Origin of the sequence: Streptomyces sp. NPDC056835 (assembly GCF_042789485.1) — a bacterium.
Lineage (GTDB): Bacteria > Actinomycetota > Actinomycetes > Streptomycetales > Streptomycetaceae > Streptomyces.
The window spans coordinates 202,125-214,223 of sequence record NZ_JBHUBB010000007.1 but is presented as its reverse complement, the minus strand read 5'-3'; the positions used below and the strand labels follow the sequence as shown (position 1 = coordinate 214,223).

Annotated in this window: 10 protein-coding genes; 7 read left to right on the top strand and 3 right to left on the bottom strand. The window is 68.5% G+C overall.

Annotated elements, in window-relative coordinates; all coding sequences use genetic code 11:
* Positions 1-100: 100 nt before the first annotated feature.
* From ACFRMN_RS10495 to ACFRMN_RS10480, 4 genes are all read left to right on the top strand, one after another.
* Positions 101-1,318 (top strand): HupE/UreJ family protein, encoded by a 1,218-nt coding sequence (locus ACFRMN_RS10495; RefSeq protein WP_383016344.1) that lies wholly within the window; start codon positions 101-103, stop codon positions 1,316-1,318.
* A 147-nt stretch (positions 1,319-1,465) separates the two neighbouring features.
* Positions 1,466-3,442, top strand: coding sequence for a fibronectin type III domain-containing protein (locus ACFRMN_RS10490; protein WP_383016341.1), 1,977 nt, complete (start codon positions 1,466-1,468; stop codon positions 3,440-3,442).
* Between the two features lie 74 nt (positions 3,443-3,516).
* Positions 3,517-4,599 carry a WxL protein peptidoglycan domain-containing protein gene (locus ACFRMN_RS10485; protein WP_383016339.1) on the top strand — a complete coding sequence of 361 codons (1,083 nt, stop codon included), beginning with the start codon at positions 3,517-3,519 and terminating at the stop codon, positions 4,597-4,599.
* Positions 4,600-4,661: 62 nt separating this feature from the next.
* Entirely contained in the window at positions 4,662-5,024 is a 363-nt protein-coding gene (locus tag ACFRMN_RS10480) for a DUF6193 family natural product biosynthesis protein (RefSeq protein WP_383016336.1), read from the top strand.
* Positions 5,025-5,239: 215 nt separating this feature from the next.
* Here ACFRMN_RS10480 and ACFRMN_RS10475 read toward each other — a convergent pair whose 3' ends face one another.
* Together ACFRMN_RS10475 and ACFRMN_RS10470 are read right to left on the bottom strand one after the other, a co-directional pair.
* On the bottom strand, positions 5,240-6,541 hold the full coding sequence (locus ACFRMN_RS10475; protein ID WP_383016333.1) for a peptidase: 1,302 nt from the start codon (positions 6,539-6,541) through the stop codon (positions 5,240-5,242).
* 319 nt (positions 6,542-6,860) lie between these two features.
* The gene (locus ACFRMN_RS10470) at positions 6,861-7,622 is read right to left on the bottom strand and encodes a DUF4232 domain-containing protein (RefSeq protein ID WP_383016330.1); all 762 of its coding nucleotides are present in this window, start codon (positions 7,620-7,622) and stop codon (positions 6,861-6,863) included.
* A 331-nt stretch (positions 7,623-7,953) separates the two neighbouring features.
* On the opposite strand from ACFRMN_RS10470, the gene ACFRMN_RS10465 reads away from it, so the two are divergent.
* The 3 genes from ACFRMN_RS10465 to ACFRMN_RS10455 all read left to right on the top strand — a co-directional run bounded on the left by ACFRMN_RS10465 (position 7,954) and on the right by ACFRMN_RS10455 (position 11,130).
* A complete protein-coding gene (locus ACFRMN_RS10465; RefSeq protein ID WP_383016328.1) occupies positions 7,954-8,397 on the top strand; it encodes a hypothetical protein in 444 nt (147 codons plus the stop codon).
* Complete coding sequence (locus ACFRMN_RS10460) at positions 8,390-9,055, top strand: hypothetical protein (protein WP_383016325.1); 666 nt, start codon at positions 8,390-8,392, stop codon at positions 9,053-9,055. The genes ACFRMN_RS10465 and ACFRMN_RS10460 overlap by 8 nt, the downstream gene beginning before the upstream one ends.
* 506 nt (positions 9,056-9,561) lie before the next feature.
* Complete coding sequence (locus ACFRMN_RS10455) at positions 9,562-11,130, top strand: hypothetical protein (RefSeq protein ID WP_383016322.1); 1,569 nt, start codon at positions 9,562-9,564, stop codon at positions 11,128-11,130.
* A gap of 64 nt (positions 11,131-11,194) precedes the next feature.
* Here ACFRMN_RS10455 and ACFRMN_RS10450 read toward each other — a convergent pair whose 3' ends face one another.
* Positions 11,195-11,785 (bottom strand): DUF4232 domain-containing protein, encoded by a 591-nt coding sequence (locus ACFRMN_RS10450; protein ID WP_383016319.1) that lies wholly within the window; start codon positions 11,783-11,785, stop codon positions 11,195-11,197.
* Between the last annotated feature and the right edge of the window lie 314 nt (positions 11,786-12,099).

The window sequence follows — 12,099 nt, the reverse complement described above, 5'->3', positions numbered from 1 at the left end:
GTGTCGTCTTCGCACTTGTTTTTCCGCTCTTCGTCACTTGGCCGGAAAGTGTTCACCCGTGACATGCACCGTGCACTGGCAACCTGAAGGAGCCAGCCACATGTCACGACACCTCCGCCGCGCCCTCGTCGGGGTCACCGCCGCGGTGATCGCTCTCCTGAGCGTCGGTCCGTCGGCGCAGGCCCACGGATTCACCTCGACCGTGTACGCCGACGTCACTGCGGGCGACGGGGGGCATATACGGACGAAGTTGGAGCTTGAGTACGACCTCTTCGTCGTATCCGCCGCCGACTCCGAGAACGACGATCCTCTCTTCCGGACGGGAAACGCCGCGTTCGAGGACGGTGACACCGACGCACAGGCCGCGGCGCTCAACGCCCACGCGAAGTCGGCCGTCTCGTATGTCACCAAGCGATTTTCGGTCACCTCGGGCGGCGCGGCCTGCGCGCCGGTCCGGGTCGGCGACTTCACGATGGGCCCGCGGGAGGGCGTGCCGTACGCGGGCCTGCTGCTCGATTGGTCCTGTCCCGAGGGGGGCGACGACCGCGAGGTGCGCAGCACTCTGTTCCCCGACTCCGAGACCTACGTCACCGGCACCAAGACGATCGTCACCTACGAGATCGACGGCCGCTCCGGCAGCGCCGCGCTCGACGCCGGTCATCCGTCCTTCTCGATGGGGCAGTCGTGGTACGAGCGGTTCTGGGAGTTCTTCCGGCTGGGCGCCGAGCATCTGCTGAGCGGGATCGACCACATCCTGTTCCTGCTGGCGCTCATCGCCGGGTCACGGCGTCTGCGCGAAATCGTGCTCGCGGCCACCGGTTTCACCCTGGCGCACTCGGTGACGTTCATGCTCGCCGCCCTCGGTCTGGTCGATGTGCCGTCGCGGGTCGTGGAGCCCGTCATCGCGCTGTCGATCGCCGTGGTGGCCGGCTGGTACCTCTGGCGGATCCGGCGGCGCGGCGGCCATGCCGCCGACCTCGGCCTCGACGGGGCCGCCGGGCGCGGTCACTTCAGCCTGGACCGTGCGGGCTGGACGCGGCTCGTGGTCGTGTTCTGCTTCGGCCTCGTGCACGGCCTGGGCTTCGCGGGCGCGCTGGGCATCGACGAGGCGTTCTCGTGGACCCTGCTGTGGTCTCTCCTGGTGTTCAACGTCGGTATCGAAACAGTGCAGTTGGCGATCATCGCCGTTGCCTTCCCGCTGCTGACCGTGCTACGGCGCCGTGCGCCGACGGCCGGCCTCTGGGCGACCGGCGTGATCTCCGCGGGTGTGTGCGTCATGGGGCTGGTGTGGTTCACGCAACGGCTGTTCGGGGTGTGAGACCGCCGGGCACCTCGGGAAAAGTTCAACCTTCAAAGTTCAAAGTTCAGCCCGGGCGAGGGCCGCATTCGCATCCGGTTCACCAACGACCGGGAACTTATGGATCCCGAACACATCCACCAATGTGGGTAAAAGGAACGTAAAATAATGACATTCATACCTTCGACGCAGGCCTCCGGGCCTGCGCGACGCCGCCTGGCCACTGGGGCGGCGGCGGCATTCCTGGGCTTGGCCGTGGCCTTCGGCGGCGGCATGACGTCCCCCGCCGGCGCCGCTGAGCCCGCCACGCTCACCGGCGTCATCCTCGGTGTGGGCGCCAACGAGACCCAGCGCACGGTGACCTGGTACTCCTCGGCCGACACCGCGCAGAAGCTCCAGGTCGCCCCGACCGCCGAGCTCGTCAACGGCGACTTCCCGTCCGGCGCCGCCACCTTCGACGCCATCGGCGGGGCGAACATCGCCACCAGCGGCGGCTTCAACCGCCACGCCACGATCACCGGCCTGAAGGAAAACACGCGGTACTCCTACCGCGTGGGCACCGAGGGCAACTGGTCCTCGGCGTACTCCTTCAAGACGCAGGACTTCGAGGGCGAGTACGACTTCCTGTTCTACGGCGACCCGCAGATCGGCTCGTCCGGCGATCTGGCGAAGGACCAGGCCGGCTGGCAGGACACCGTGGACGTCTCCCTCGCGGCCAACCCGAACGCCGAACTCCTGGTGTCGGGCGGTGACCAGGTCGAGACCGCCAACAACGAGTCGCAGTGGAACTCCTTCCTGGCACCCGACAAGCTGCGCCAGTACCCGTGGGCCGCCACCATCGGTAACCACGACGTCGGCGGCAAGGCCTACGAGCAGCACTTCTCCACCCCGAACACGGACCGCTCGGCGCCGTACTACTCCAACGGCAACCCGGCGTCCAACACCTCCGGCGGTGACTACTGGTACATCTACAAGGATGTGCTGTTCATCGACCTCAACAGCAACAGCTACGCCACCTCCCAGGGCGGCGGCGGCGACGCGGCGCACCTCGCCTACGTGACGGACGTCATCAACAAGCACGGCGCCGAGGCCAAGTGGAAGGTGCTCACCTACCACCACGCGATCTACTCGCCGGCCGACCACGCCCAGGACTCCGACAACAAGACCCGCCGCGTCGACTTCCCGACCACCTTCTCCAAGCTCGGCGTCGACCTGGTGCTCCAGGGCCACGACCACAGCTACTCCCGCAGCTACCTGATCAAGAACGGCGAGAAGGCGAACCCGGCCGAGCAGCCCGGCGCCTCCGACGTGTACGCCGGTCCCGGCGGTGTCCTCTACGTGACGGGGAACTCCGCCTCGGGCTCGAAGTACTACGACATCACCAAGCCGGACAACAGCGGCACGAGCGGCGCCGGCAACGGTGCGGACCCGCTGAACCCGGACAGCTACTGGTACAACTCGGTCCAGAACCAGGAGCACGTCCGCACCTACGTCAAGGTCCAGGTGCGCAACGACAAGCTCGTCGTGGAGAACGTCCGCAGCGGCACCTGCGCCGCTCCGAACGCCGCGGTGGAGAGGGGCAACTGGTGCAACAACACCACTGAGGCCCAGCCGGTCGGCTCGCTCGTCGACAAGGTCACGGTGCACCCGTACCACGGCGACGGTCAGGACCTCCAGGTCAACGTGCCGAACCCGGCTCCGGGCGAGTTCGGCTGGACGATCGACGGCTACAACGGCCTGGTGGACCTCGGCACCGCCAAGGAGACCAACGGCACCCACTTCGAGGCGAACGGCAAGATCAACCCGATCGTCGTCTCGGACAGCCGCCGCTCGCTCGCTCCCTGGTCGATCTCGGCCAACGTGAGTGACTTCAAGGACGCCGGCAAGACGTTCTCCGGCTCCTACCTCGGCTGGACGCCGCGCGTGCTCGTGAACGGCGCGGGGTCCAAGGCAGGCGCGAAGGTTGCCTCCGGCTACGACGACCAGGGCAAGGGTCTGTCCCTCTCGCGCGGCCTCGGTTCCGCCGAGCAGGGCCACACCCGGGGTACGGCCAAGCTGGGCGCCGACCTGGCGCTGAAGATCCCGGACAGCGTCGACAAGGGTGGCTACCGCGCCACTCTCACGATCACCGCGCTGAGCAGCTGATCTGACCCGTTCCACTGGCGGGGCAGGCGCCTTCGGGTGATCTGCCCCGCCTCCCGTTCCAGGAGAACCCCGACATGCTCACGCCCGTAACGCGCCGGAAGACCGGCGTCATCGCCCTCGTCCGTACCGTCGCCCTCCCCCTGCTCATGGCCTTCGCGATCGCCGGCCTGTGTACCGGCCCCGCTCAGGCGGCTGACGGCGACGTCACCTGGACGGTCAGGACGGCCGCGAACGGGTACGGCGACGACCGGTCCAGCTACAGCTACACCGTCAACCCCGGTGGCCAGGTCAAGGACGCCATGGTCGTCGCCAACCGCAGCAAGTCCCCGCTGGAGCTCACGGTCTACGCCGCCGACGGCTTCACGACCGACACGGGCCAACTCGACCTGCTCACCAAGGACAAGAGGTCCACGGGCATCGGCGCCTGGGCCCGCGCGGGCCGCGACAGCGTCGTGATCAAGCCCGGTAAGTCCGCCGAAGTTCCCTTCACGGTCAGCGTTCCCGGCAACGCCACACCCGGCGACTACGTGGGCGGCATACTCACCTCCCTGAAGCAGGCCGACGAAGCCGAGGGCATCAACGTCGACCGGCGCCTCGGTATCCGGGTCAAGCTGCGGGTCAGTGGCGAGCTCAAGCCGAAGCTCGCGATCGAGGACCTGGGGGTGGACTACGCCGGCTCGTTCAACCCGTTCGCCAAGGGCGACGCCACCGTCACCTACACGATCCGCAACACGGGCAACGCCCTTCTGTCGGCCCGGCAGACGGTGTCGGTCTCGGGCCCGTTCGGATGGCTGCGGGCCGAAGCGGGCGATATCGCCCCACCGCCGGAGCTGCTTCCGGGTGAGAGCTGGAAGATGAAGGTGCCCGTTCACGGCGTCGCGCCCGGAGTCAGCCTGGCCGCGACCGCGACCCTCACGCCCCTGCACACCGACGCGTCGGGCTCCACCACCTCGCTCAAGCCGGTCGAGGCCACCGCGCACGGCTGGGCCGTCCCATGGACGCTGTTGCTGGGGATCGTCGTACTGCTCGCCGCCGTCGTCGGCGCGTTCATCCTCAACCGCCGCACCCGCGCACGCCGCAAGGTACGTGAGGACGCCCGCGTACAGAACGCCGTCGAGCAGGCGCTTCGCGACAAGGAGCAGGGCCGGCGGAGCTGACGCCGCCGACGTCGTCACCCCGTTCCTCTAAACTTGTCGGAAATCCGGACAGCGGGGGCGGGATGGGCGACTCGAAAACTCCTGAGGACATCGTGGCCGCGCAATGGGAATGCGTTCTGTCCGACGGTGCGGAGCGGATCGACCCGATCGTTCCCCGCACGGCGTACGGGCACCCCTCGTTGCGGGAACTCTTCCCCATGGTCAGCCACGGTGTTCTGTATCTGAGCCGGTGCACCGAATATCCGTGGACACGCGATGTCGGAACCGCCTACCCCCTGGTCGCCGGCGGTTACCGAGTGCGGCGCGAGTCCGACAAAACACTCATCGGGGAGGTGGACACGGCGGAGGAGGCCTACGAGTTGATTGCCGCCCATCTTCCGGAGGGTTGCGGACCGGCTGTCGACGGCACACCGGATGACCTGTGACCGCTACGTCGTCCCCGCGCGATGACGACGGATCCCGGCCCGCCCGGCACGGGTGGCCCTCGCGGCGGGGCAGAGGCATCTCCGCGCCCGCACACGCCCGTGAAAAACACGCCGGTGAGAAAACACGCCCGTGAAAAAGGCGCCCCCGGGTAAGGAGGGCGCCCTTTCTCATGGCGCGGCTGGATGAGGCCGCGTCAGAAGGTCGTCACGGGTTGTCAGGAGGCGGAGCCGGCCCGGTGGCGGCGGCCGACGAAGACCGCGACGGCGCCGAGGGCCACCGCCGCGCCGGCCGCCGCGGCGAACTGCGGGAGGGCCGAGGGGGAACCGGTGCTGGCGAGGGAGCCGGTGCCGACGGGGTCGCTGCCGGAGTTCACCGGAGTGGTGGACGTGGCGCCCTGCGCCTTGTTGTCCGGGGTTCGCGGCGTGGTCTTGCCGGGCTCGGCCTCTTCGGCCTTGTCGGGGACGCTGCCGGCGGCGAGGAGTTCGAAGTCGTACTCGGTGGAGAAGTTGCCACCACAGGACTCGTCGTCGTTGATGTAGTCACCGGAGACGAAGGCGAGGCCGTCCCCGGCCGGGGCCTTCGCGTCGACCTTCAGGCGCAGCTTCACGTCGGCGTGGGCACCGTTCTTCAGCGGACCGATGGAGCCCGTGCGGCTGCCCTTGCCCACGTTCTTCCAGGCCGGGGACGCGGTGGTCGACCACTGCAGGTGGAAGGCGTCGTCGATGACGTTGTAGCCGCTCTTGTCCGTCGCGTGGAAGTAGACGCGCGGGGAGACCTCGTCCAGCGTCTTGCCCGTGCCGTTGGTCACGCGGACTGAGAAGTCGGTCGTGGAGCCCGCGACGATCTTGGACGGCAGGCCGGTGACGACCGTCCTGAGCTCGCTCTCGAAGACGCAGTCCGGCCCCTCCTGGGCGTCGGCGAGCGCCTTGTCGGCGGCCTGCTTCACCTTGAGGGCCGCTTTCACGGCTTCCTGGACCTTGGAGTACTCCCGAACGGCGGCGACGCGGGCGTCGTCCCTGACCCGGTAGGCCGTCGCGGCCTTCTCGTCGGCGGTGGCCTTGGCGTCCGCCGCGGACAGGGCAGCGGTCTCGGCGTCGGCGACAACCTTCTCCGCGGCCTCCTTCTCCGCGTCGGTGGCGGTCTCGGGCAGCGCGGCGAGTGCCGTCTTGGCGTCGGCGAGCGCCTTGTCGGCGTTCTCCTTGGCGGTGGCGGCGTCGACCGCCTCCTTCTTGGCGGCTTTCGCGGCGACGCTGAGAGGCGCGTCATCGGCGAGGGCGGCTTCGAGGACGACCCGCGCGGCCTTCTCCGCGGCAACGGCGTCGTCGTACGCCTTCTGCGCCTTCTCTGCGGCCTTCTCAAGTTCCTCGATGGAGGGCTTGTCCTGCCCGTCCTGCTGCCGCGCCTGCGACGCGGCGGACGACTTGGCGTCGGCGAGCGCGGGAGTGACGGTGAGCAGGACGACAGGGGTGGTCACGGCGGCGACGACGGCCGTGGCAAGAATGCGGCGAATCTTCAACGGAGTCCTTCGCGGGTCCGACAAACGGGTTCGAAAAGCAGGCTCAAGCGGGTTCGAAAAGCGGGTTCGAAAAAGTGTTGAGGCAGCCGCTGCGGCAGCATCCACGCAGGGCCTTGTTGGTGATCGTATGACCGGAAACACGTTTGTCGGAAGCGCGTTAGGAAGGCGACGAGTGCCGCACGCCGCTCTCACACGGCGGGCAATTACCCCATAAGGGGATAGTTGCCTTCCCTGTCCGGGCCACTTTAGTGATCCATGTCATTTTGTGGAGGCGCGCCGGGAGCCGGCCGCTCGCCTCGACATGGTGGGGTGAGGCCGGTCAGGCGGTCGTTCCGAACGGGGTGATCTCCACCTGGCCCTCGCAGAAGCCGAAGTTCGAGCGCAACGTCAGTGTGAGGGGCGTGGTGTCGCCCGGGACCCAGAAATGGGCGCCGTACGGAGAGTCGTACAGCTTCTCGCAGCCGGGCCCCGAACTGCCGGTCCACAGGAGGGTGAAGGGAGTGGAGGCCCGGGGTGCGAGCAGGACGGTGGGGGGAGGGGTGTCCGTGTTGCGGGTGACCGTCAGCGGGCGCGGCTCGGTCGTGCTCACCGGCTTGCCGCAGGCGGATTCCGGCACGCCGTCGCCAGGGACGCACAGTCGGACCGTCTGGGAGCCGTAGACGCTCATGCCCGGCCAGCCGCGCAGGAGGCAGGTTTTGGCCGAGTGGTTGCGCAGGAGGATCTGGCCGGCGAAGTCGCCGGGGGTGCCGGACCGGGGGAGGCCGGTGCGGCCTTCGGTGACGGTCAGGTCGCGGGAGGCGCAGGCGTCGGTCCGCGCGGTCGCGGACGAGGGTGACGCCGCGGCCGCGGGGGGCCGGCCCACCGGGAGCGGTGAGGACTCCGCGGGACGCGAAGGGGTGGCGGAATCAGGTGAGTTCGGGGAACGGGACGCGCCCCGTGCGTCCGCACCCGTACTCGCGCCCGCACCCGTACTCGCGCCCGCGCCCGCGCCCGTACTCGTGCCAGTGCCTGTGGTCGCGCCCGTACTCGTACCCGTACCCGTCGCGTACGTCGCCATCGGCGACGCGAGATCTGACGGCATGTCCGGTGCGCCCCCGCACCCCGCCGTCAACAGCGCGAGACCCACTACGAGCCACGCCCCACTCCGCCATATCCCCATGCGTCGCACCATATGCGTGGGGCATGACGAACACGGGCCGCGGAATCGTGCGGACGTCCACTCTTTGCCCCGCGTTCATGGGGCTCACGGGGCGGCAGGATGACCGCGGGCGGGGAACACGAACTACCTCAGCGGTCGCAGCGCCCCTGTCTGTTCACATCACCCACACCCGCTCATACGACAAATAGCCCAGTGGGAGGAAATCTGGGGCAGTGACCTGCCTCCCCACTCCTGCCGGTGCCACGATCACGTCATGAAGCACATCACCGCGTTCGTGGCGCCTGTCGCCGCGGCGACGATGCTCCTCGTCGGCTTCGCCGCCCCTGCCCACGCGGGCCCGTACTGGAACAAGGCCGCCAAGTGCAACGCGACCGACCCCGACGGTCGGAAGATCCCCACGCGAGTGGGCAACGGCGAACTGGGCTGGAACCACTTCTCCGGTAAGCACAACATCAAGAAGTGCGCGATCGTCAACATCCCGCTCCAAGGCAACGTCGACAAGAAGAACGGCGCCGACATCCAGTACTGGGGGTGGGCCACGAACCGTGCGCACGGACGAGTAGAACTCGTCGTCAAGGCGCGCTATGCGCGCAAGACGCGGGACGGCAGATATGACGCGGGCCGTGGCCAAGTGATCGGCGTGATCACCGCGTACTGCAAAGGCATGCGGAAGTGCCCACACTGGGTGAATGAGTGAGCCGGTGAGCGAAGACGATGACGAGATCGAAGACCTTCAGGCGGAAGTGGCCGGGCTCCTGTTGGACTTCGTCTACGCACCGCTGCTGGAGGACCAGCATGTACGGGGAGTCCTGCCCGCCCCGTCGGGGGCCCCGGCCGTCCGGGTCGCCCTCGGCGACAAGGGTGAGTGCGCGCCGGCCAGGCTGACGGCGTACGAGATTCCCCTCGGCGCGGGCGAGGAACTGCGTACCTCGCACGACGTCGTCGCCCTGCTGCGAGCGGTGCACACCGGCACGCACATCTACCCCTCGAACAGGGTCACTTCCGTCATGGGGATGGATCTTTACCTGGTCGATCCGGCACAGGTGAAGGAAGCCCCGTTCACCACGGACGACTGGGCTTCCACCCTCCTGCGGTGCCTCGCCCGTCCGTCGGAGTCGGAGGAGGAACGGCCCGAGGCACGGCTGCGCGGTTTCCTGTTCAGGGAAGGGGGCCTGCTGCGCCTGTACATGGAAAGCGACGAAGTCTCCGACGTGATCGCCGCCGACGTACGACCGGGCGGTGCGCTGACCGCCCTGCTGGCCGCGCTGCCCTCACTGCTCGGCGAGGAGTGGCGGACCTCGGATGCCGTGGAGGACCCGCACTGCCGGTACCTGGTGGATCTCACCGACTGGTGACGGTCACGGCTGACGGCCGGCGGCGTCCAGCCGTGACACGTGCGTCGTCACCGTATGCGCGCGCGAGGCCCAGTCCGTAGGGCCCAGAGACCCACCTCGGGGCCCAACTGAGCCTGTGCACAGCCTCAGGAGCGGTCAGACGTGCCACTCGGAGCCGTGCGGTTCGGGGCGTGACGAAGGTGCCGCCCGTGTCGGGCCGGCCGTCGAACCGGGAGCGGCGTCCGTACGGCGAACAGCGGGCGGCCCTGAAGAGTTCGCTGGTCAACCACCAAATGAACGCTTGCCGGATCGGCCCCTGCTGAGCCCTCAAGTGGGTCCGTGGGCCCTGCGTATGGACCCTGACGCGTTCTTAGGCTGCTGTCGCTCGGGGGCGACAACGGCGTGGGGTGGGAGATCAGGTGAAGGGCGCCGGCAGGTTTCGACGTTGGTATCGGCATGGGCACGAACGTGGTTGGAGTGACCGGCGGCGGCGTGACCGGGGTCAGAGCGGGGCCGAGTACGCCGCGATGGTCGGTGTCGTCTCGCTGGTCGTGGCGGCGATCGTCGGTCTGAGCGTGCCCGCCGACGAGGCGACCGGACTGAAGAGCGCGGTGTGCCGAATACTTCACCCGCTCAGCGGCGCCGAGGCGTGCTCCACCGGCGACTACGCGGGCGACGGGAACGGCGGGAACGGGGACGGCGACGGAGGCGGGGGCGACAACGGCGGAGGCGGGGGTCCCGGCGATCCGTTCGTACCCAACGGCGACCCGTTCGAGCCCGCGCGGTGTCTGCTGTCCCAGGACCAGACCAAGGACACCGTCGTCATCCAGATCGTCTTCATCAAGATCAGCAGCTCGGAGACGGTCAAGCTCCAGCAGTGGTCCGACGGCACCGTCACCCTGGAGCGGGTGAATGACACCTCGGGCGGGGTCTCGGCAAGCGTCTCCGCGGGCATCCCGGGACTGAAGGACTGGGGTGGCAGCGCCAAGCTGAGCGGCACATTCCTGGCGGGCAGCGGCAGCGGCGGACAGTGGCTCTTCAACGGGAACAAGACCGGCGATCCCCAGGCTGATCTGGCGGCCAACCTGGAGGACGCACAGCAGTTCGCCGCGTACCTCAAGGCGAACGACGGTTGCAAATACCAGAGCGGCTACAACCCCGGGGCGGCGATGGCGGCCTGCCAAGGGGACGCGGCCGCCAAGAAACCCGATCTCGCCCCGGAGCTGGCGCCGGACGTCGACATCACCAAGACCTCCACCGAGGCATCCGGCAGTGTCAGCTTCGGCGGAAAGTTCACGGGCGGCAAGGGCGGCAAATTCTCCGGCGAGCTGGCCTCCGGCACGATGACCGAGGACGTGGTGGTCATGCGTTCTCACAACGGACCGAACGCCGGGAAGATCACCTTCATCTACACCTTCACCGTCAAGGGGTCGGCCGGCGCGTTGGGGGTCGCCACGGGCGAGAAGATGCAACAGGTCTCCGTCACCTACGACGCGGCGGCCTACGACGAGGAGGAGAAGAACGGCGACCCGCACCGCCCGGAGAAGCTGCTGATCACCACCAGCCAGGAAGCCGGGGAGGGCACCGGCGTCAAGGTCGAAGGAGGCGCCAACGCCGGCCCCCTTCCCGTCACCATCGATGTCGGTGGCGGCGGCGGAAACACCAAGTCCCGGATACACACCGAGTCGGCCGAACTCATCCTCGACAACGACACCGACAGCACCACCGTCGAGGACTGGCTGCGCGGAAACGGCGACCCCGCCAGTAACCCGCTGCCCTCCCCCTCTGACGCCGCCGAAGTACCGGACTCCGACGCCGGCCCCCTCGAACGGCTCCTCCACGACAAGGGAAAACTCAGCCGACTCGACTACAACGCCAACACCGACTGGTGGAACGCCTCCCTCGGCATCGGCTTCGGTCTCTCCGCCGGACAGCTCTCCCTCGGCTTCAAACTCTTCGGCATCGAGATCACCCACGAATCGAAGAACCAGACGATCACCGGCAACCCCACCTACGCCACCGGCCCCAAGAGCGGCGGCGCCCGCCCCTGGGTCGAATGGAAGAACTGCACCCAGACCAAACCCATCCCCACCTAAGGGCTGTCCGGTGCGTACCCTCGCCGGAGGCGGCGAGGGTGCTGAACACCGCCCCGTCCGGGGGTCAGTTGACGAACGGGACGGCGTCGGCGCGCTTCGCGTGCCAGTTGGTGGTGATGGGCTCGTCGACCAGGACGGTGCTGGGGAGCTTGAGGGTGACGGCGTTGGTCTCGTCGCCGGCGACGGCGATGATGAGCCGGCTGAATTCCTTGCCGTAGTTGGTGTTGGTGCTCTTGGGGCTGATGCCGGCGTAGGCGACGGTGGAGCCGGAGAGCTTGACGGTGTCGGAGACGGCCTGCTCGGCGGGGGATGCCTGGGTGTCGGGGACGGAGCCGAAGGCGGCGGAGGGGATGGTGCCCTCCAGGTAGCAGGTGATGCCGGGCTTGGCCTTGGCGGTAACCAGGTAGTAGCCGCCGGCCTGCGTCTCCTCGCGGAGCTTGAAGGTCAGGTCGTTGGTTCCGCAGGCCTGTCCCCAGCCGCTCTTCTGAGCCGCGGCGGTGGTGCTTCCGCCGTTGTCGGCAAGGGCGGTGGCGGAGGCGGTGGCGGAGGCGGTGAGGGCCACCGCGGCGAAGGCGGTCAGGACGAGGCGGGCGGAACGGGTGGCGAGACGCGAAAGCATCGGGATCTCCATGTCGTGGAAGACGTCGTGGAACACGTCGTGGAACCGTGTTCGTCCAGCGGATCGCTTGAACGGCCACAGCTTGTGCCGCGATCCGTCCCGCCCGCCACAACAGGCAGGCACTACGGGACGCTGGAATGCTGGAACGGGCGCTGACCAGCGGAGATGCCGACGGCCTGGGACGTGCGGCTGGGACACGGGGCCGGGACACGGGGACATCGCGAACGGGCGCCCGCGGGTCGCCGGCGGGCGGTGGGGGTTGTTTTTTTAGAGGGGGGGGCGGGGAGGGCCGCGGGGGGTCAGCGACCCCCCCCCTAATTATTTGTGGTGGCGGGGGGGGGGTAGTACCG